We start from the raw sequence: 20,441 nt of genomic DNA on the forward strand, positions 1-20,441 counted from the left end.
CTCGCCGACTTGTGCGAATCCCCTGTTAGGAGGCAAAGCGTTGTGAACCCCCAAAAACAGCAGTATGGGTTGATGTCCACTCTCAAAAACATTCCGGCTGATGCTTCTCTCTCGGCCGTTATCGTCGGTCTGATCGCAACCATGGTGTCGTATGCGGGGCCGCTTCTGATCGTCTTTCAGGCAGCGCAAGGCGCGGGCCTCAGCGAAGCCGAGCTGTCCTCCTGGATATGGGCCATCTCCATCGGCAGCGGCCTGACAGCGATCCTGTTGAGCATCTGGTTTAAAACGCCCGTCATCACCGCGTGGTCGACGCCTGGTGCTGTCCTGCTCGTATCGAGCCTGACCGCCTACCCGTACAGCGACGCAATCGGGGCGTACCTGTTTTCCGCCGCCGTCATCACCCTGCTTGGCGTCTCCGGCTTGTTTTCCGTCCTGATGAACTACGTGCCGCAGTCGATCACGACCGCGATGCTCGCCGGAATTCTGTTGTCCTTCGGCGTCGAGGTGTTCGTCTCGATGCAGCACTTGCCTGCCCTGGCGTTGCCGATGATTTTTTGCTACCTGTTCGCCAAGCGCTGGCTCCCGCGCTACGCGGTCGTGCTCACGCTCCTCGTCGGACTGGCCGTCGCCTTCGGGATGGGACGCCTGCAACTCGATTCCGTGCAGATGACGCTGGTCAATCCCGTCTGGACGATGCCTACCTTCTCGCTCGATGCGATTGTCGGTCTGGGAATTCCGCTGTGCATCGTCACGATGGCCTCGCAGAACGCGCCGGGAATCGGCGTATTGAAGGCGGACGGCTACGACACTCCGGCAAGCCCGCTCGTGGCCACGACCGGAATCGCCTCGCTTTTGCTCGCACCTTTTGGCTCGCACGGGATCAATCTCGCCGCGATTACCGCTGCCATCTGCACGGGAAAGGAAGCGCACCAGGACCCGTCCAAGCGCTATATCGCGGGCATTGCCTGCGGTGCCTTTTACCTCGTGTTCGGGATGTTTGGCGCTACCATCACTTCGGTCTTTTTCGGGCTGCCGAAGGAGCTGGTCGCCGTCATCGCGGGCCTGGCCCTGTTCGCTTCACTCAGCGCAAGCCTCGCCCAGGCAATGAGCAACAGCAAGGAACGGGAATGCGCTCTCGTCACCTTCCTCGTCACGATATCCGGCATCTCCATCGGCGGGATCGGCGTCGCCTTTTGGGGGCTGATTGCGGGAGTGATTACGAATCTGATCCTGAATGGAAACGTCCGCAACTGGTTCGTGCGGAAAAAGGACGTGCGACCGTTAGCCGCCGGACAGTCGGGTGGCAAGAAAGCACCAAAAAAGCGGGTCTCTCTTGAAGAGGACCCGCTTTTTGCTGTTGTCGCTTCGTCGCGTGAGTGGGCAAAAGAAACGCTGTTTGTGATGGGCGCTACGGTTACGACAGCCCTTGCTCGCGCGCGTAATTTCCCCAATGCGGACGGCTGCCGTCCCGGTCGACAAACGGGTATTCCTCCGAAAGCTGCCAGGTGCTGAACGCCTGTCCCGACTTTTCGGCGATGGCAGGATCAGCGGCGAGCGCCGCGACTGCCCGTCCGATGTACAGCGGCGTTTCCGACACGATGAAATGCGGGTCTTTCTTGACCGCCTCGCGCCACGTCTCTTCCGTCACGCCAAAATGGTCGAGCATCTCCTCTGAACGCAAGAACCCGGGGGTCAGCGCAAGAGCGGTCACGCCATACGGACGCAGGTCCTCTGCCATCGCCTGGGCCAGATGGATCGTGGAAATTTTGGCCAGGCTGTAGTACAAATGTTGCCGATACCGATAATCGACGCCGTCCGTGATCTCGATGATGAGCCCTTTTTTCCGCTCCACCATGAGCGGTGCGGCATAGTAGCTCGTAATCATATGCGTGTGGATGGCGCGCTGCTGCATCAGCAAGCCGTCTGCCAAGGAATGCTCCCAAAACGTTTTTCCCCAGACCGTCAACTTCTCTCCACCCCAGATGTCGTTCACCAAAATGTCGAGTTGGCCGTTTTGCTCTGCTTTTATCCGCTCGAACAGCGCTTTCACTTCGTCTTCCTGCGAATGATCCACTCGAACCGGAATACCGACTCCGCCGCTGGCCGTCACCAGCTCGGCTGTCTCTTCAATCGTCTCGGGTCGGCCCAAGTCAGACTGCTGGCCTCTCACACTGCGTCCCGTTACATAGACGGTTGCGCCCGCTTCCCCCAGGCCGATGGCAATTCCCCGTCCGGCCCCTCTCGTTCCCCCTGCGACTACTGCCACTTTTCCTTGCAATGTTTTCATCGTAATGATTCCTCCCCTTTGGTTTCGCCCCCTGTACAGCTCCCGGCACGGCCGGTTTCGCTGCACGAAGGCGATCGGTCGACCGCATGAACCAAGTATAGCGTTGCCAATATGACACCATTTGTCATATTGGGTACAGTAAAATAAAAAGACAGAACAAACGATCATGTGCTGAGGAGGGATTATCATGCGCGCCGACCGACTACTCTCGATCTTGCTGCACCTGCAAAATCACGGCCGGATGACAGCCAGGCAACTGGCGGAAAAGCTGGAGGTGTCCGAGCGGACGATCCATCGGGACATGGAAGCCTTGAGCGCAGCAGGCGTGCCCGTCTATGCCGAACGCGGCTCCGCTGGCGGCTGGGCTTTGGCGGAAGGCTACCGCAGCAATTTGACCGGGTTGAAAACAGATGAACTGCAATCGCTCTTGCTGTCCTCTCCCTCTGCCCTTTTACACGACCTGGGGCTTCGGGACGAGTACGAGCAAGCTTTTCGCAAGCTACTGTCCGCCCTGCCGGAAAGCGTTCAACAGGACGCCTGGCACGTGCGGCAGCGTCTGCATATCGACGGAGCCGGCTGGCACGAGTCAGACGAGTCGTTCCCGCTGCTCGCCACCATCCAGGACGCCGTCTGGCTCGCCCGCAAGCTCTGGGTCCGCTATCAGCGAGAGGACGCGCTTGTCGAGCGGATCGTGCATCCGCTCGGGCTGGTTGCCAAGCGAAGCGTCTGGTATTTGGTGGCGCAGGTCGATGCGGACAAACGCACGTACCGAATCTCCCGGTTCACGGAGGCGCGCGTGCTGGAGGAGTCTTTTGAGCGGCCCGCAGACTTTGACCTCGCCAGCTACTGGGAAGAATCGACGAGACAGTTCCAGGCAAGCCTCCCGCGCTATCCGGCTCTCCTTCGCGTCCGCGCAGAGGCGCTCTCCCGGCTGAAACAGGAGCGCTATGCCAAAATAGCCTCCATCCAATCTGTGGACAACAGCAATTGGGTGGAGGCCGAGGTGGAATTTCATACGTTGGATTCTGCTTGCGCGCTGGTGCTTGGATACGGCCCGGCGGTCGAAGTGCTGCAACCAGACGAGCTTCGAGCAGAAGTCGTAGCGAATGCGGCCGGGATTTTGCGACTGTATGGGGGATGATCCGGCTGGCTGTTCGGCTGACTGCCTTGCCGCTTAGCTGACGCTCGCGGTGTCAGACGACCTCGTTTCTTTTCCATACACAAGCAGGACGGTTGTCCCGGCGAACAGCACGATGGTAAACACGCTGAAAATGAACAGGTAGCCGTAGTGCAAGGACGAAAAATAGCCGACGAGATAAGGTGCGATGATACTGCCCACTCGCCCGATGCCGGAAGCGACGCCAGAGCCTGTCGCCCGCAGCGGCGTCGGGTAGTTTTCCGGCGTGTAGGCGTACAAAGCGCCCCAAGCGCCAAGATTGAAAAACGACAGCAACGCGCCTGTGACCAGCAGTTCGGTCGTCCCGCCGCTTTGTCCGAAGGCGAACGCCATGACGGCGGTCATGAACAAGAAGCTTGCCAGCGTCTTTTTGCGGCCCCAGTTTTCCACGAGATACGCTGCGACAAAATAACCGGGCAGCTGCGCCAGCGTCATGATGAGGACGTACTGAAAACTTTTCACCATCGTAAAGCCTTTGTCCACCAGTACAGACGGCATCCACAAGAACATGCCGTAGTAGGAAAAGGCAATGGCGAACCAGACCGCCCACAACGCAATTGTTTCCCGCTTGTGCGAGGACAGCAGCTTTCGCAGCGGCACCCGCTCGGCACGCTGCTGAAACTTCGGCGACTCGGGAATGGCCCGCCGCGCGTACCATGCGTACACAATCGGCAAGGCTCCGATGATAACCGCGACTCTCCAGCCGTAGTCCGGGATGATGAAGTACGAGATCACCGCTGCCGCAATCCAGCCGACAGCCCAAAAGCTTTCCAGCAGCACGACGGTACTTCCGCGTCTTTCCGGGGGAGCGAACTCGTTGACCAGCGTGGAGGCAACCGGCAGCTCTGCCCCGAGACCCAGGCCCATCAAAAATCGAAACAGCAGCATGGTCAAAAAGCCGGTGGCAAAAGCGCTGGCGAAGCTGGCCGCGCCAAACAGCAAAAGCGTGAAGAGAAAGACTGGCTTGCGTCCGATCCGATCGGCCATGTAGCCGCCTACCATCGCCCCGATCGCCATGCCAACGAGGTTGCCTGTTCCCAAGAGACCGGCTTCTTCCGGAGACAGTCCCCATTCTTGCCGGAGTGCTACCATAATAAAAGATAAAAGGGCAACATCCATCGCGTCGAACATCCAGCCAAAGCCGGCTGCCCAAAACACTTTTTTGTAAGGTGCTGACATTCTGATTCCCTGCTTTCTTCTCGTTTGCGTTCACGCCATGTAAACATTTCGCGTGTCGTTCGATTTTCCTGCCCGCCAAGAAAAGTTCGACGATTTGCAGCTAGTTTTTCCCAGAGGGGGCGAAGTCATGAGCTACCTGTTGCAAATGGACCGCTCCCGCGCCAAGAAGCCGGAAAAAAACATGTCGTTTCTCTCCGGCTTTCGAGGCATCGGGTGTATGTTTATTGCTTGTTCAGCAGCATGGCACCGATCTCGTCCAGCAGCATTTCCTTGCCGATTGGACCAAACGCTTTGCTGTTGAAGGTTTCATTGGTGACTTCATAGAGATGGCCTTGCTGAACAGCCTTGTTGCTGTTCCATACCGGACTCTTTTTCAACTCAGCGTACACCTCATCCGCTTTGCCGCCGAAGTTGACGAGGAACAGATGGTCCGGCTGAAACTTCGACAGTCCCTCCAGCTCGATCATTTCCATGGTTTTATCGGCAGGTGTGCCTGCTGCCGGCTTCAGGCCGAGGTCAGAGAAGAGGATATCGGCATAGCCGTAGTTTCCGTAGACGCGGAACAGCTTCGGTGTGACGGCCAGGAACATGAAGCTCTGGTCGCCGTATGTCTGCTTGAGCTGCTCGCGCATCGTTTTCGTCTTCTCGTCGTAGCCAGCCAGCCATTTGTTTACATCCTCTTCTTGTCCGAACAGACGGCCGATTTCTTTAAACTTGTCCCGCCATTTGTCCATGTTTGTTTCCAGCACGACCGTTGGCGCGATTTTGGACATTTGCTCGTACAGCTTTTGCTGACGGTTGTTCATGATAATCAGGTCTGGCTTTGTTTCTACGACCGCTTCCAGGTTGATGGAGTCATCCCACATCCAGCCGACCGGTTTTGCATCTGTCAGCTTGTCTGCAATGTGGGACATGATCTTTGTTTTGTATGTATTCGCCGTCGCCACCGGCTGGTGCCCCAAAATCAAAAGCTCCTCGGCTGCCCCCGATACGTCTGCGATCCGTTGTGGTTCTGCCGGGATCGTTACCTCTCCCATCAAATGCTTGACGACGCGCGTCGTTGGCTTCTGATCTGCTTCCGGAGCTGTTTGGCTGCCGGCGCAACCGGCCGAAACCGCAGTGACTACGGCAACCAGGCAGGCGAGTGCGATTCGTGCTGTCTTTTTCATCTGTTCCTGTCTCCTTGCTCTAGGGTGATTGGTGTACTGTTTTGTTGATAATAATTATCATTATCAACAACAGAGTAGATCATCACATATCCGCTCGCTTATGTCAATGTTTTTTATTTACGTCGTGCCTATACAATCAAAAAAGAGGCCGTCCCGTTGTCATTCGACTTGGGAACAGCCTCTTTATTCTCTTCCCGGCCATTGGCTTGTCGGCCTAGCACCCACTGCTGCCCTGTCCGATCACGGGGGCGGGCAAACAAAGCTGATCTGGCGAAAACATAGCCATCGGCCCAAGCATGCCAGGGAAGATTTTACGCGATCAGCAAGGAGACGAACGCTTCCCGGTCGAGGTTGCCGAAAAACTCCTGCAGGTTAACGCCAGCGAGCCGCTCGCTGACAGACGCGCGATCATACGGCGTGTCGCGCAGCAGCTCCTCCAGCTCGGCTACGTCTCGCACGCCGAAGAAGTCGCCGTATATTTTCGCTTCCTTGATTTTTCCCTTCTCGATGTCGAGCTGCACCTCGATGCTGCCGATGTTGTCAAACCGCTTCGACTGGCGGTAATTGCTCTTCGGCGATTTGCCGTAGTTCCAGTCCCAGCTTTGGTACCGGGCTTTGGACAGCTCGTGAATCTTCTCCCAGTCTTCGGCGGTCAGCTTGTATTCCTCGACTTCGCCCTCTCCAAATATGGAATGGAGAATCGCCAGGCGAAACTCTTCAATCGTCATCGGCTGCGGCAAAAACTCGGAGATGTTGGCGACGCGACTGCGGATGGACTTGATGCCCTTCGACTGGATTTTATCAGCGTTTACTTTCAGGGCGGCCACGACGTTTTCCATTTCGGAGTCAAACAGCAGCGTGCCGTGGCTGAACATCCGGCCTTTGGTCGCATACTGCGCATTGCCGGAAATTTTTCGCTCTCCGACCTGAATGTCGTTGCGTCCGGTCAGCTCCGCCTCGACGCCCAGCTTTTTCAGCGCCTGCACGACCGGTTCGGTGAATTTGCGGAAGTTGTGAAAAGACTCGCCGTCGTCGTTGGTAATGAAGCTGAAGTTGAGGTTGCCGAGGTCGTGGTAGACGGCCCCGCCGCCAGACAGCCTGCGCACGACGTGGATGTTGTGCTCCTCGACGTAGGCGGAATTGATTTCTTCGATCGTGTTCTGGTTTTTGCCAATGATGATCGAAGGCTCATTTATGTAAAACAACAAGTAATCTTCGCTTGCGGGCAAATACTTCAGCGCGTATTCCTCAATAGCCAGATTGATACGGGGGTCTGTAATGCCTTGGTTATCTATGAATTTCATACGCTGCCTCCATCCCAAATGGTTCGTTCTCTTCTATCATACCACGACTCGCTGACAAACACTGCCTCGGGTATTTTTTCACTGTTGCCCTTGTCCCCGCACACACACTACGTTTATGATCGAATCATGAATGAAAGGAGCGTGTCATCCAATGAACAGTAGCCCGAATATTGCGGAAATAGCCTCTCTGATCGGCGAGCCGTCCCGCGTCTCCATGCTGGTCAGCCTGATGGGCGGCAAAGCGCTTCCGGCCAGCGAGCTTGCCCGCCTTGCCAGAATCACCCCGCAAACAGCCAGCAGCCATCTGGCCAAGCTGGTCGAAGGGGGGCTTTTGCAAAGCGAATCCCACGGCCGACACCGCTACTACCGACTGGCAAGCCCCGAGGTCGCTCACGCCGTGGAGGCGCTTTTGACGATTGCAAACCCGGCGCCTGTGCGCTCGTTGCGTGAGTCCGACCAACTGCGGGTGTTGCGCTATGCGCGCACGTGCTACGACCATCTGGCAGGAGAAGTCGGCGTCGCCCTGACGCAAAAAATGATCGAGCTACAGCTTTTGGAAGCATCCGGCCAAGACTTTGTGCTGAACGAAGCTGGCAAAGCCAAGCTGCAATCGCTCGGCGTCCAGGTGGAGGCCCGCCCGAAAAGCAGACGGCGCTTTGCCCGCCAATGCCTGGACTGGAGCGAACGCCGCCATCATCTCGCAGGCAGTCTCGGCGCTTCTCTGACCAACCGCTTGTTTGAGCTAGGCTGGATCGAAAGGATTCCCGGCGTTCGGGCTGTACGCGTCACGCCGGACGGCGCGGCCGGATTTTTCGCTGAATTTGGCTTGGAAGTCAAAAGCGGCAAGGAACGCGTCTAGGCGAGCTTTCCTGAGAACTACGCTTTCGCCTTTGCCGCATGCGAGGAAGCAAGTAACTGTTTCCGGGGGCCAAACGTCCAGTTGACGAGAAAAATGCCCGCAATAATCAACAGGCCCCCGGCGTACACATGCCACATGACGACCTCCCCCAACAGCACCCAACCCGAGAGCACGCCGAAAAACGGAGCGAGAAACAGAAAAGCGCTGGTGCGGCCCGGATCTCCCTGACTGAGCAAGTAAAACCAGGTGGCGAACTGCACGATAGAAGCCATGATCGCAAGCCATAGCACGATCAACAGCGAGGCGGGGGTCACAATCAGCCTGGGCGTCTCCAGCGTCACACCCATGAGCAGAAGCAACAGGCCGCCGAACAGCATCTGATAGGCCGTCATCACCCAGACGTGAAAGCGGACGCCCCACCGTTTGACGAGGACCGTGGCAATCGACCAGGCGAGTGCCGAGCCTAGCCCGAACAACGTCCCCGACTCCCACTGCAAATGAAAGCCGAGCGTGATGAACACACCGCACAGCCCGATCAGCACCCCGAGCCATTGCGAGAGCCGATAGGTGACTCCGAGAAACAGCGTCCCCCAGATGACGACGAACAGCGGATTGAGGAACGTCAGGATCGAAGACTCGCCCGCCGTAATCGTGCGCAGGCTCAAAAAGATACAGCCCATGACCGCCGCCGTCTGCAAAAAGCCGATCAACCCAAGCTGCCCCCACTCCCGCCCCGATCGCGGGAGCGGTTTTTTTCGTACCCACCACGCCAGCAACAGCCCGGCAAGCGTAAAGCGCAGACCGACGAGCAAAAGCGGCGAGAAATAGGCCAGGCCGATTTTTCCTACCGCAAACGATGAGCCCATCAGTGACGTCGTGACCACCACGAGCATTCCGAACCACAACCGATTCATCTCGGTTCCTCCTTCTTGCAAACAGGTAGCAAGTGATACCGTCAGTGTACACGGAGAAAGTTACGATGCGGATCGAAGTGTATAAGTTAGCCGTCGCTACAGCTTGTATGTCCACCAGCCTGCTCCCGCTTCGCTCGGGCAAAAAAGCCAGCGCCTGCCCACAGCACATCTGCGGCGCACAAATTTTCCAGGCATGGTATATTGGTAAACATACCTGTACCAAAATGGACGAAAAGCGAGGTTGGAAACGATGAACAAGCAGGAAGGCTACCTAGAGGTTCCTGGCGGCCGAGTGTGGTACACCCGCGTCGGCACAGGCGAACAGACGCCGCTGATCGTGCTGCACGGCGGCCCCGGCAATACGCACGCTCCGCTCAAGTCAGCCCTGCACGTATTGGGGGACGAGCGCCCCGTCATTTTTTACGACCAGTTCGGCTCGGGCAACTCCGACAGGCCGACCGATGTGTCCTTGTGGAAAACGGAGCGGTTCGTGGAAGAGCTGGCCTGCATTCGGCAAGCGCTCGGACTGGCGCAAGCGCACATCCTCGGGCATTCGTGGGGAACGATGCTGGCGGCGGCGTACTTGCTTGACACCAAGCCTGCTGGCGTGTCGATAGTGATTTTTTCCAGCCCGTGCCTTAGCGCCCAGCGTTGGAAGGAAGACGCAGACCGCCTGATCGCCCGCCTGCCAAAAGAGGTTCAGCAAACGATTGCCCAGCACGAAGAACAAGGAACGACCGACTCGCAGGAGTATCAGCGCGCGATAAAAGAGTTCTACGCGCGATACGTGTGCCGCCTGGAGCCATGGCCGGAAGTTCTCGCCGAAAGCCGTTCGAAAGCAAACAAAGACGTGTACATGACGATGTGGGGGCCGTCCGAATTTTGTCCGACAGGCAACCTGAAAACGTTCGACTACACACCGAAGCTGCATCAGCTCGACATCCCTGCCCTGTTCGTCTGCGGCCGCCACGACGAAGCAACGCCCGAGTCGACGAGCTACTACCAGTCGCTCGTGCCGGACGCGGAGTTTCACGTCCTGGAAAACAGCTCCCATATGGGCTATTTGGAAGAAACGGCCGAGTACGTACAGACCGTCCGCGAATTTTTGCGCACGGCGGACAAACGCTGATTTCCGCCGCCGCAAGCAAAAAGCCCCGCCTCGCCGAAAGAGCTGCGAGACGGGGCTTTGCGTTTATCAGGAAGACCGCTGGCTCGTCTCCCTTGTTCACTCTTCCCACATATAACCGAATCGGGGAATGGTCGTTACTTTTCTCCCGTACTTGCCCAGCCGTTTGCGCAGACGATAGACAAGCGCATTGATTTCTGCACGTCCCACATCCGGGACACCGCTCTCGGCGTACATCATGCGCTCCGGCCAGATCGACACCATGATTTCCTCATAGCTGACGGCCTGATTGGCCCGTTGATACAAAAGCGTCAGCAAGTCCATATCCTTTCCCGTCAACGGAATCCGCGCGCCGTCCAGCCGGATTTCCCGGCGCTCCAGATGGATGACCAGACCGGAAGACACGGCAGCCGGAGCGGTGGACTGCAACAGCGGAAAAGAAAACTCTCGGGTGACATCCATCTCGCTGCCTTCCGCCAAAAAGACCAGCTCGACGACTCCTTTGGCGAGACAGATGAGATCGCCGTGAAACAGCGGCTGCGGCGTTTGGCGAATCGCTGTCCCGTTCACCTCTGTCCCGTGCTTGCTGCCCAGGTCAGCGATCATATAGCGATGGCCGAATTTGCGGATCACGGCATGTCTTCTCGATACATAGGGGCTGGAAAAAGCGATGTCAGGCGCGAGCCGACTCCCGCGTCGGCCAATCGTGTACTCGTCCTTACAGAGAAATTGGCGTTTTTGCACCAGCTCCGGATCGCCTTTTTTCACAAGGACATAAACGCCGTCTTCCAACGTTCATCACCTCAAAAAAGAGTTGCAGCTATCCGTATTTCATTACACACGAAAATACCGGAAAGTCAACCCTTTCTCCCCCTATCAAAAAGCTGCCCATCCGCTGCGGCATGGAGGCGCCCAGACAATGGCAGCGATCACGTGCGTTCACCGCGGCCTGCCACCGAACGTCCGCTCGCGGAAAACTCAGGAACAGCGCTTGAGTGCAGCCAGCTTTTTCGGCTCGATCATCAACAGATGGCAGACCCCGTTCGGGACAAAACGCTTGTACGCCATTCCTTTTGGCACGATCAGCAATTCTCCCGCCTCGATCCAACTATTGCGCTCATGGGACATCACCAGCATTCTTCCGCTGACGACCAGAAGCATTTCGTCCTGCTGGTCGTTTTGTTGCCAGGGATACTCTCCCGAGAGCTGCTCCAGCTTGATCGTCGAGTCGTTCAGCTCGCCTACGATCATCGAATGCCAGGACTCCTGTAACATGGACAACTGTTGTGCAATGTTGATCTTCTCCATGATGGTTCTCTCCCCTTTTGTCCCCACGATAATACAAAACCGGGACGGGAAACATAACAGCGATCTGATAGATGGATGATAAGACAAACATAAATCGCTCATAAGGTACAGAAAATTCAATCCAAGATCGGCGTTCCGCAGTTCCCGCTGTTCATGAAGGCGGTGGCGAGCATCAGGGCGCGTCATGTTTTCGGCAAAAACAGGTCCGGCCTCGTGTACAGCGCAGGAGAGCCGCCTGTATGCAGGAAAAGCACGTGATCGTCCCGGCCGAATCGCCCTTCGCGAACCAGCCCGATCAGGCCCGCCATCGCTTTTCCCGTGTAGACAGGGTCGAGCAAAATCCCTTCCGTCCGGGCGACGAGCTGTACCGCCTCTATCATGGCTTCCGTCGGAATTGCGTAGCCAGGTCCGACAAACCTGTCCTCGCACTGCACCCACTCCGCCTGAATCTGTGCTTCCAGGCCAACCGTCACGGCTGTGCGCTGCAACAGCTCCAGTACCTTGGCTTCCTGAGCGGCACGGTCGCGGCTGACATTGACGCCAAGCACCTTGGTCCGGGACTGTCTCGCGGCAAACCCGGCAATCAGTCCTGCCTGCGTCCCGCCGCTGCCTGTTGCCGTCACGACGTAATCGTAAGGCGTGCGGTTCTCCCACGCCTGCTGCTCGATCTCCTCGGCGCACGCCATGTAGCCAAGCGAGCCGATCTCGTTGGAGCCGCCCAGCGGAATCAGGTACGGCTTTCTCCCTGTTTTTCGCAGTTGTTCGGCAAGCACCTCCATCGCCGCCTGCAAATCCTCCTCTGCGGGAATCACCTCGATTTTTTCTGCGCCCAGCAAATGAACCAGCAGATGGTTTCCGCTCGCCTGCGGATTGTAGTCGCCTGTCTCGGGCGCGGACAAAACCAGCTGGCAGCGCAATCCTTCGCGAACCGCAGCCGCCACGGTCAGACGGCAATGATTCGATTGGACGGCTCCGCACGTAATCAGCGTGTCCGCTCCCTGTCTGATCGCGTCGGCAAGCAAGTATTCCAGCTTTCGCGTCTTGTTGCCGCCAGCGGTCAAACCGAGCAAATCGTCGCGCTTGATCGAAATGGTCGGCCCACCCAGCTTCTGCGACAGTCGATCCAGACGCTCGATCGGCGTCGGACCTGCCGTGTAGACTCTGCGCTCATAGCGAATTGGCTTCATGGAAACGGCTCCCTTCCAGCTTGATGGGATAGGAATACGCTCTGACGCCTGTCAATTCCTTCTCGCAGACAGCGACTAACCGGAAACAGTCACATCCTGCACGCCGCGTAATCCATCGGCCAATGACGAAAAAAGCCGGGCTGGTTGCCAGAACCTGTAGGTCTGGAACCGCTCGGCCTGTTCCTGTTCAGCATGGCTGTATCTCGCCCAAACAGCGCTTACGCCTCTTGCAGCAAAAAACGTTTGCCGTACTCGCCGTGATCGACAATCATCGGATGTTCGATCTGGATCGTCGAATGCTCGATGCCGTATTTCGTTTTCAGCAGATGGTTGATGGCGAGAATCACACAGTACGGCTGAATATCCTCGCGTACAAACACATGCGCCGTCAGCGAATAATGCTCCGTCGATACGGCCCACAGATGCAGTTCATGCACGTCATAGACGCCTTCCACACTGGCGAGGTCTGCGCGGATTTGGTCCAGATCAAACTGCTCCGGTACGGATTCCATCAGGACGGCCAACGATTCGCGGATGATTTTGACGCCGCCCGAAAAGATGATTCCCCCGATTACCAGGCTAATCAACGGGTCGAAGACGGAATAGCCTGTGAAGAAAATCAGCACGGCCGAAACGATGACGCCAGCAGAGCTGAGCAGATCGCCAATGAAGTGCCACAATGCGCTTTTCACATTCAGATTGTCTTCTTCCTTGGTGCTTCTGGACAGCACGACGGTCAGTACGATATTCACGATCAGCCCGACGGAAGCGATCGCAAGCATCAGCGGCAAGTCGACGTCTTGCGGATGAATCATCCGGTTGATCCCTTCGATCGCGATTCCGGCCGCAATCACGGCAAGCGCCAGACCGTTCAAAAACGAAGCGATGATTTCAAAGCGCAGAAAACCAAACGTATATTTTTTCGTCGGCTTGCGCGTCGCCAGGTAAATCGCGGTCATGCTCAAACCGAGTGCAACGACGTCTGAGATCATATGCGCCGAGTCGGACAACAGAGCCAACGAGTTGGACAACAGACCGCCGACGATTTCCACGACGGTAAAAAACAATGTCAACACGAGCGTAATCCACAGCGTTTTCTTCGATGTTTGCTGTTCCTTCACGTGATCGAGATGATGATAATCAGCTTGTTTCACCAAACCCACCCCCTAAAAATAAAATAATTATAATCTAATAATTAATTTAATTATAGGGTGTCGTTTCCCTTTATTCAAATGAACATTCTATGGATCCTACTACTGATTTTCATTCCCGCTGTCTGACGGCTACCGCAAGCCGTTGGCTACGCGAAGCCCTTTATTTCTTCAATCGATACGGCACCGTAGCAATTTTGACATCCTGTCGCGCAAACAAATACGCTCTGATGAGCAAACTGGTCTGGTTATGCAGCAAATTATGCCACCAGCGCCTGGTAATAAACTGTGGAATCATGACGGTCACATGGTCCGTCTCCGCTTTTTTCCACTCCACCGTGTCAATAAACTTGGACAAAGGCTTGATGATACTGCGGTAATGCGAACGCAGGATAATCAAACGCACTCCGGGGTCCCACCGCGCCCATTTCTCCTCCATTTTTTTCATGTCTTCCTCGCTGAACGCGACGTAGACCGCAACAATGTCGTCTGACAGCGATTGCGCATAACTAATCGTATTTTTGACCACCTGCGAAATCCCGGCTACAGGGATGACGATGACACTCCCTTTCGGTTCGGGCTTGTCCGCTTCGATGTCAAGCCGAAGCTCCTCTGCCAGCTCTCGATAATGCTGATTGATCTTCTTGAAAATGAAAAGGACGATCGGCAGGAACACAAAAATCGCCCATACCTGCGAGAACTTGGTCATCAAAAAGATCAGGCATATGGTCAGGGTTGTCAGCATTCCTACCGTATTAATCAAAAAAGGCGCTAGCCACCCTGGGGGTTTGTTCGAAATCCAGCGCTTCATCATGCCTGCTTGCGACAAAGTAAAAGGAATAAACACGCCAAGAGCATAGAGCGGAATCAGGTTTTCCGTTTCCCCTTCAAACGCAATCACCACGATGGCGGACAAAATAGCCAGAAATATGATTCCGTTTGAAAACCCGAGACGATCTCCCCGAACCATGAACATATTTGGCATGAACCGATCTTTGGCGAGCATAAAGGCGAGCAAAGGAAAGGCGGCAAATGCCGTATTAGCGGCGAGGAACAAAATAAGGGCGGTAGCCGCCTGAATGGCGTAATACATGGTTCCTCGTCCAAAAACGGCAGACGCGATTTTCGATACAACCGTTTCCTCTGGACTTGGCGAAATGCCGTACAGATAGGCCAACAGGCTGATCCCCATGAACATCACGCCGAGGATGACGCCCATCATGACAAGCGTCAATGCTGCATTTCTCGGCGCCGGCTCCTTAAAGTTGGGAATGGCATTGGATACGGCTTCTACTCCTGTTAATGCCGAACACCCGGAGCTAAAGGCTCGCAAAAGCAAAAATACCGTGATGCCTGGGACAACGGCTCCGTATTCGGGGGGATGGGCTTGTATGTTTCCCGTGATCCATTGATACGCACCGCCCACAATCAATGCGAGAATCGCGACCACAAACAAATAAACCGGATACATCAAAATCGTGGCCGATTCCGTGACTCCGCGCAAATGCAAGACGGTTATGAGCGTAATCATCAACAGGGCAATCAGCACGCGATGTTCATGCAGCACGGGAAAAGCCGAAGTGATGGCGTCTGTGGAAGCAGACGTGCTGACGGCAACCGTTAGAATGTAGTCCACGAGCAAAGAGCCGCCCGCAATGAGGCCCGGCGTGGTCCCCAGGTTGTCCTTGGCCACAATGTACGCTCCGCCGCCTGTCGTATAGGCGAATATGGTTTGGCGGTAAGACAGGATGAGAATGGTCAACAGACCTACAACCGCCATCGATATCGGAATCGAGTACCACAGTGCAACTGCTCCCAGGGAAACCAGCACGAGAAGAATCTGCTCCGTGCCGTAGGCGACAGAGGATAAGGCATCCGATGACAGAACAGCCAAAGCTTTTCCTTTGTTCAGCTTTTCTTCGGCTAACTCGTTTGATTTCATCGGTCTGCCGAGCAGAAATCGTTTGAATTTCGAGATCATCTGTATACCCCTATTCAGCTTTTTCTCTTAGCTTTCCCTCTGCGGTTGAAAACATTAGGTATTCGGTCCGAAGGGAAACGTAAAGAGAACGAAATTGCTCGGCGACTTCAGATTCATACCAACACGGTACATCAGCACTCCCAAGTCCTCTTATCGTTGAGTTTGCTTAAGACATCGACGAAGGTGACTCAGTATATCAGGTTTTTGGTCGAAGCAGAAGGCTGCTCCAGACAAGATATCGCCGATCGGATTGGTGTCCACTGATTCCCGGTATGGGCCCTTTATGGAAATCGTCGATGCCTGGCTCTAAGACGATCGCTCCTCCCCCACAAACAACGGCATACCGCCACCCGCATCTTCCAACGGCTCAGTGATGAGTACCAACTTCGGGGGAGCGAACGTAGGTTCAGATTACTAGCGCCCGCGTCTGATCGAGCGCATGACTAGGCTGACGATAAAGACAAGTATGACTGCGCCGATCAGCGCCGGAATAATGTAGAAGTCTCCCATCACCGGTCCCCATGCTCCCAGCAGCAGGTTGCCAAACCATGCCCCAACAAATCCCGCAATAATGTTGCCAATAATTCCTCCAGGAATGTCTTTACCTATAATCAATCCCGCGATCCAACCGATAATCCCACCGACAATTAATGACAAAATAAAACCCATACTTATCACCTCGTATTAGTTATATTTGTTTCGCTTTACTTTATCGTTTTGATCAGCCCCTGTCAAATGCCCGACTTCGGTTTTGAGCTAGTACTGCATCAGAATGAAAGTGGTTATGTTGCACCTGTTGGCTGACAAAGCAGTTGAGCTTCAATATAGCGATAGCCTCTCCTCTGATACGGTGGATTGCATTTTAAAAAAGCCAACTTAAACCTCGCTCAAGAAATGCTGGTGCACCCGCCCGAGCAAAAACGCGGCATTCGTAGCTACGATGGAAGATGTGCTGGACGTGTACCAGGAGCCTTACGATCCAAAACTGTCCCGTCATTTGTATGGATGAAAAACCGTTTCACCTTCTGCTACGTTTAGGTGCGGAAGGAGGTGATTTCTATGACCCAGCATCTGTCCTTTAGCGTAAGTCTCAACGATGCACTGCGGTTCAGTCACGGGCTTCGGCAGCTTGGTATAACCCACTACTATTTGCAGCCGCGTGAAGATCAGATCGTGTTTGTCTTTGAACGCGTATCTGACCAGAGCCATACCATCTTGAAACGCTTCTTTGGTGCAGATGGCTCGTCACTCCGCAACTAGACCGACACCAGACTGCTGCCCGAAATCATGGGCAGCAGTCCCTGAAACGATCCCACGCAAAACGGCTTCGCAACAGACAAAGGACAGAAAATTCAGTCTATGAGAAAGTACATGAATACCCATGTCAGAACCGATGGAATCCCCGCTACCAGCGTGTACACTGCCCATCTTTGTTCTTTTCTCCTTTCCTTTTTCATCTTGTCGTTGCTTTCATCGGCAATAAAATTCCGGTGTACATCAGGCGTAGCCATTGTGATCCTATCCACACCTAAAGTAGACCCCATCATAAAAATGGAAATGGCGAGTAATCCGAATCCTGCGTACCCCGTAAGGATCGTTACCGTTTCCATTCCCTCCGCTCCCAAAAAGGCATACAAAATCAGACAAGCAAGAAGACCAACACCCAAAAGTAACGCTTTGATCATTTGATCAGCCTCCCTTACTACCGCAATTGTAAAACGAACATCAACATTTTTAAAGTCGATGTTCGTTTTACAAACAATTTACTTATGATTTAGTTAACATTTTGAAATTCAAGTGTCCATGTAGAACTATTACGTTTCAAGCTTGCTTTAGTGGTAACTCCAACTACACTTGCAAAGTCTGCTACAGGCTTCCAGTGAGTGGGGGCATTATAAGAAAATGAATTGGAAGTCGGCTTATAGTGAGGGCTCTCCTGGATTACGGAACCGCCAGCTGTTCCATTATCTTGTAACGAACCACCCGATGCTCCAAACCAAACTTCTCTTGCTGTAATTGCAACACTAGAATCGTCGATATTCCAGCCTCCACTTACACTCGTTAATTTTTTGTAGGCAAGATTATTTTGATCATAGTATCTATCAAAATAGTATGTTGAATATGCTTGTACACTATATGATGAATCCCATTTTTCATCTCCTTTTTGTCCATATGTGGTGAAGCTATCCTCAAGTAATACTTCTTTTGGAACGTTATAAAACACATATGTAACATAACTTTCTTTAATATTATTGGTTTTCAAATCTTTTACAGACTGGATTTTTTGGGTTGTTTGATAAACGGGTATATCTTCGATTGGCCCACCGTCTTTAAAGATGGTTGCCACACCAGAAGAAACCTCTTTAAGGTCTGTCTTTTTTGCTTTTGCCCGTTCGAATAATACTTGCAAGTCATTAATTTCATTTGCTTTGAAGATTACTTCTTCCTTTGCTTTACCGAAATCTTCCGCCAATGCCACATTACCAATTGAGACTGTTAAAAGAATTGCTATGAGGATGCTACCAATTTTCCTCAATGTCATTCCCTCCTCTTTTGTAAATATATTATATTTATTAATAATTACATTACTTTATATAATTGTAAATCTTTTGATTTACGAACGAGGACAACGGAATATTTTTGGGAAACACTTCCTGACTGTCACCTCCCCTTTTTCCCCAAAATACATAAGTACCTACTATCTCAGCGAAAGGTTGTGGCAATATGGAGGTTCGGGAGGGGTTAATCCCCGCTGTACTGGGAACGATTGTTACAGCAACTGGGTATGCGCTTAAACACAACGATCATGGGAACCAGACGCTTTCAAACGCCCTTGTAGGCTTCGGACTCGCCCACATCGTTCTAGGCGCAATCGACCTTTTTGAGCATAAGTAGGTAGGAAAGTAGGAGAGGCGCTGTTCTCTCCTCTTTCTTTTTGAATATCCATCCTCTCAGGTGGCGGATCACCCTGTTTTTTCCGGCGCTACGTATCTGCTTGAAAAGCTGTCGCAGTTTCCATCTTGATTCCAGCAAGACTAGCCCCCCTCTTTCCGCTAGGTGGGGGCTATTTGACGCTTGTGATCGTCGCTTGCGTCACCCTATGTTTCGAGCCATTGTGTCTCTTTTGTACGTATCTCGAATAGATTCGTAATGATCTGATTGCTCCTTTTGTAAGTGCACCCAAGAAACAGTACTTTTGCCCATATCAACCAGTAACACGACCGAATATATATGTTTAGGCACGAAAAACACCGAGATAGTTGGCGAAAATTATAAATAAGGAGTGAACATATGGGATGCTTTAATTGCTTTAATAAACTGATTCCACCACGAGGTTGCCCAGATATTTTTCCGTTTCAATGTAATTGTCCGCCTGGACCGCCGGGACCACAAGGACCGCAAGGAATACCAGGACCACAAGGAGTACCAGGACCACAAGGACCGCCGGGACCACAAGGGCCACCAGGAGCAGGAGGATTAATCCCCTTCTCAACGGGTATCATCCTCAGCGGTGCTACAGTAGTCTCAGCTGCTCCCATATTAATGGGTTTTGGCAGTCATACGGTTGAAGTGATTGACGGTACTGGAGAATCAACGATGCCACCCGAAGCAGGCGGTTTTGCTTTCCCCATTCCCTTTGCGGGTATTATTTCAAATTTACAAATAAGTGCAGATTTATTGGTTGCGTCTGTGACTTCCATTAATACGCTCGGTCTTCAATATGACTTTACAGTATTCCGCGCACCGTCCGTTCCGAATAATGGGATTGATCATCCGTCTGCACCTTACGTGACCACTCTGCTGACCAGTTCGCTTCGATTCGGATTTCCGAATAACATCATTACCCCTGGTATCCCAGACGGTTTCCGTACCGCAACGAATAGAAATTCGCTGGTATCATTACCAGTCGCCGAGGGAGATCGCATTGGAATTCGGGTAAGAACCCTGGCGGCGACCGATCCCTCAGCAGCTGATATCACCCAGCTCTCCTTTAGCGCCACTCTCTCTTATACTCCTTCTTGATCGCTCAGCTTTCGCAAGCAAAAATGGGCCTGAAGGCTTCTCAAAGCGGTTTAGCTCCGCAAAATCCGAGTCATTCCCCCCTGTTCTCGCATGTTCATACAACCAGCAGTAAGTGCAGGACGAGAAGGCCCCAACTTGACCAAGACTTTTCCCACCCTGCTAAACCATCGTTCTGCCCCTAGAAGAATGGAACCTCCTCCTGTTGTATCAGCAGCAAGCAGCGTAGCTATGATCCAGAAACTCAAACCGAATCGTGGCTATTCTTCCTACAAAAAAAGAGGCCTCCGCCGTTGATCGCGGAGGCCTCTTGGCCATGATATAAGAAAGATCGCTTATTTCCCCACACGCAGCAACGCGTGATCTACCTTGATGCACAAATCCTGCACAACCTCGATGCCTTCCGCGCGGACAAGACTCGCCGCTTCTTCGTTGGCGATTCCTTGCTGCATCCAGAATACCTTGGGCTTGTGCTTCATTTTCAGCGCATCCTGGGCAACAGGCAGAATGTCCTCGCTCTTGCGGAACACGTTCACGATGTCCACCTGCTCATCCAGCTCTTGCAGGCTGGCAACTGCCTTTTCGCCCAGAACCGTTTCCCCGGCGATCACCGGATTGACCGGAATGATGCGGTAGCCCGCATTTTGCATGGCCTGCGCCACCATGTAGCTGGTGCGGTCCGGCTTGTTGGACAGTCCTACCACGGCAATGGCCTTCGCTTCCTCAAGCAGTTGACGACGGGTTTCGTTGCTCGGATTTTGGCTCATGTCAAAACACTC

Annotated in this window: 21 protein-coding genes; 7 read left to right on the forward strand and 14 right to left on the reverse strand. The window is 53.8% G+C overall.

Features of this window, described 5'->3' with window-relative positions; all coding sequences use genetic code 11:
- The first annotated feature begins 42 nt into the window (after window positions 1–42).
- Window positions 43–1,512: a benzoate/H(+) symporter BenE family transporter gene (locus ACTHO6_RS17060; RefSeq protein ID WP_440242958.1), complete on the forward strand. Its 1,470-nt coding sequence runs from the start codon at window positions 43–45 to the stop codon at window positions 1,510–1,512.
- Here the strand turns inward: ACTHO6_RS17060 and ACTHO6_RS17065 are convergent.
- Window positions 1,415–2,287 carry an SDR family oxidoreductase gene (locus ACTHO6_RS17065; protein WP_440242959.1) on the reverse strand — a complete coding sequence of 291 codons (873 nt, stop codon included), beginning with the start codon at window positions 2,285–2,287 and terminating at the stop codon, window positions 1,415–1,417. The two genes, ACTHO6_RS17060 and ACTHO6_RS17065, sit on opposite strands and share 98 nt — an antisense overlap.
- A 187-nt stretch (window positions 2,288–2,474) precedes the next feature.
- Between ACTHO6_RS17065 and ACTHO6_RS17070 the strand changes: the two genes are divergently transcribed.
- The gene (locus ACTHO6_RS17070) at window positions 2,475–3,428 is read left to right on the forward strand and encodes a helix-turn-helix transcriptional regulator (protein WP_440242960.1); all 954 of its coding nucleotides are present in this window, start codon (window positions 2,475–2,477) and stop codon (window positions 3,426–3,428) included.
- A gap of 33 nt (window positions 3,429–3,461) precedes the next feature.
- On the opposite strand, the gene ACTHO6_RS17075 is transcribed toward ACTHO6_RS17070, so the two are convergent.
- The 3 genes from ACTHO6_RS17075 to ACTHO6_RS17085 all read right to left on the reverse strand — a co-directional run bounded on the left by ACTHO6_RS17075 (window position 3,462) and on the right by ACTHO6_RS17085 (window position 7,116).
- Window positions 3,462–4,643 (reverse strand): MFS transporter, encoded by a 1,182-nt coding sequence (locus tag ACTHO6_RS17075; protein WP_440242961.1) that lies wholly within the window; start codon window positions 4,641–4,643, stop codon window positions 3,462–3,464.
- Between the two features lie 221 nt (window positions 4,644–4,864).
- On the reverse strand, window positions 4,865–5,812 hold the full coding sequence (locus ACTHO6_RS17080; protein ID WP_440242962.1) for an ABC transporter substrate-binding protein: 948 nt from the start codon (window positions 5,810–5,812) through the stop codon (window positions 4,865–4,867).
- Window positions 5,813–6,123: 311 nt separating this feature from the next.
- Entirely contained in the window at window positions 6,124–7,116 is a 993-nt protein-coding gene (locus tag ACTHO6_RS17085) for a lipoate--protein ligase (RefSeq protein ID WP_440242963.1), read from the reverse strand.
- Between the two features lie 151 nt (window positions 7,117–7,267).
- Here ACTHO6_RS17085 and ACTHO6_RS17090 point away from each other — a divergent pair, with 151 nt between their 5' ends.
- Complete coding sequence (locus ACTHO6_RS17090; RefSeq protein WP_440242964.1) at window positions 7,268–7,975, forward strand: ArsR/SmtB family transcription factor; 708 nt, start codon at window positions 7,268–7,270, stop codon at window positions 7,973–7,975.
- A gap of 17 nt (window positions 7,976–7,992) precedes the next feature.
- Here ACTHO6_RS17090 and ACTHO6_RS17095 read toward each other — a convergent pair whose 3' ends face one another.
- Window positions 7,993–8,889: a DMT family transporter gene (locus ACTHO6_RS17095; protein ID WP_440242965.1), complete on the reverse strand. Its 897-nt coding sequence runs from the start codon at window positions 8,887–8,889 to the stop codon at window positions 7,993–7,995.
- Between the two features lie 65 nt (window positions 8,890–8,954).
- On the opposite strand from ACTHO6_RS17095, the gene ACTHO6_RS17100 reads away from it, so the two are divergent.
- Window positions 8,955–9,143: a hypothetical protein gene (locus ACTHO6_RS17100; RefSeq protein ID WP_440242966.1), complete on the forward strand. Its 189-nt coding sequence runs from the start codon at window positions 8,955–8,957 to the stop codon at window positions 9,141–9,143.
- Window positions 9,140–10,018, forward strand: coding sequence for a proline iminopeptidase-family hydrolase (locus ACTHO6_RS17105; protein ID WP_440242967.1), 879 nt, complete (start codon window positions 9,140–9,142; stop codon window positions 10,016–10,018). The genes ACTHO6_RS17100 and ACTHO6_RS17105 overlap by 4 nt, the downstream gene beginning before the upstream one ends.
- 96 nt (window positions 10,019–10,114) lie before the next feature.
- Here ACTHO6_RS17105 and ACTHO6_RS17110 read toward each other — a convergent pair whose 3' ends face one another.
- From ACTHO6_RS17110 to ACTHO6_RS17135, 6 genes are all read right to left on the reverse strand, one after another.
- Entirely contained in the window at window positions 10,115–10,807 is a 693-nt protein-coding gene (locus tag ACTHO6_RS17110) for an FHA domain-containing protein (protein WP_440242968.1), read from the reverse strand.
- A gap of 186 nt (window positions 10,808–10,993) precedes the next feature.
- Complete coding sequence (locus ACTHO6_RS17115) at window positions 10,994–11,323, reverse strand: mannose-6-phosphate isomerase (protein WP_440242969.1); 330 nt, start codon at window positions 11,321–11,323, stop codon at window positions 10,994–10,996.
- Window positions 11,324–11,505: 182 nt separating this feature from the next.
- Window positions 11,506–12,510, reverse strand: a complete 1,005-nt coding sequence (locus tag ACTHO6_RS17120) for a D-cysteine desulfhydrase (RefSeq protein WP_440242970.1) — start codon at window positions 12,508–12,510, stop codon at window positions 11,506–11,508.
- Window positions 12,511–12,728: 218 nt separating this feature from the next.
- Entirely contained in the window at window positions 12,729–13,664 is a 936-nt protein-coding gene (locus ACTHO6_RS17125) for a cation diffusion facilitator family transporter (RefSeq protein ID WP_440242971.1), read from the reverse strand.
- Between the two features lie 160 nt (window positions 13,665–13,824).
- Window positions 13,825–15,642, reverse strand: a complete 1,818-nt coding sequence (locus tag ACTHO6_RS17130; RefSeq protein ID WP_440242972.1) for an APC family permease — start codon at window positions 15,640–15,642, stop codon at window positions 13,825–13,827.
- A 414-nt stretch (window positions 15,643–16,056) separates the two neighbouring features.
- Entirely contained in the window at window positions 16,057–16,311 is a 255-nt protein-coding gene (locus tag ACTHO6_RS17135) for a GlsB/YeaQ/YmgE family stress response membrane protein (RefSeq protein WP_440242973.1), read from the reverse strand.
- A 390-nt stretch (window positions 16,312–16,701) separates the two neighbouring features.
- On the opposite strand from ACTHO6_RS17135, the gene ACTHO6_RS17140 reads away from it, so the two are divergent.
- Entirely contained in the window at window positions 16,702–16,902 is a 201-nt protein-coding gene (locus ACTHO6_RS17140; RefSeq protein ID WP_440242974.1) for a hypothetical protein, read from the forward strand.
- A 92-nt stretch (window positions 16,903–16,994) separates the two neighbouring features.
- Here the strand turns inward: ACTHO6_RS17140 and ACTHO6_RS17145 are convergent, their stop codons facing one another.
- Both ACTHO6_RS17145 and ACTHO6_RS17150 read right to left on the reverse strand, forming a co-directional pair.
- Complete coding sequence (locus ACTHO6_RS17145; protein ID WP_440242975.1) at window positions 16,995–17,327, reverse strand: hypothetical protein; 333 nt, start codon at window positions 17,325–17,327, stop codon at window positions 16,995–16,997.
- An 89-nt stretch (window positions 17,328–17,416) separates the two neighbouring features.
- Window positions 17,417–18,178: a hypothetical protein gene (locus ACTHO6_RS17150; protein ID WP_440242976.1), complete on the reverse strand. Its 762-nt coding sequence runs from the start codon at window positions 18,176–18,178 to the stop codon at window positions 17,417–17,419.
- A 1,061-nt stretch (window positions 18,179–19,239) separates the two neighbouring features.
- On the opposite strand from ACTHO6_RS17150, the gene ACTHO6_RS17155 reads away from it, so the two are divergent.
- On the forward strand, window positions 19,240–19,665 hold the full coding sequence (locus ACTHO6_RS17155; protein ID WP_440242977.1) for a hypothetical protein: 426 nt from the start codon (window positions 19,240–19,242) through the stop codon (window positions 19,663–19,665).
- 332 nt (window positions 19,666–19,997) lie between these two features.
- On the opposite strand, the gene ACTHO6_RS17160 is transcribed toward ACTHO6_RS17155, so the two are convergent.
- On the reverse strand, window positions 19,998–20,429 hold the full coding sequence (locus tag ACTHO6_RS17160) for a CoA-binding protein (RefSeq protein WP_440242978.1): 432 nt from the start codon (window positions 20,427–20,429) through the stop codon (window positions 19,998–20,000).
- Window positions 20,430–20,441 lie beyond the last annotated feature (12 nt).

This window comes from Brevibacillus sp. SAFN-007a, from assembly GCF_051967035.1.
Lineage (GTDB): Bacteria > Bacillota > Bacilli > Brevibacillales > Brevibacillaceae > Brevibacillus.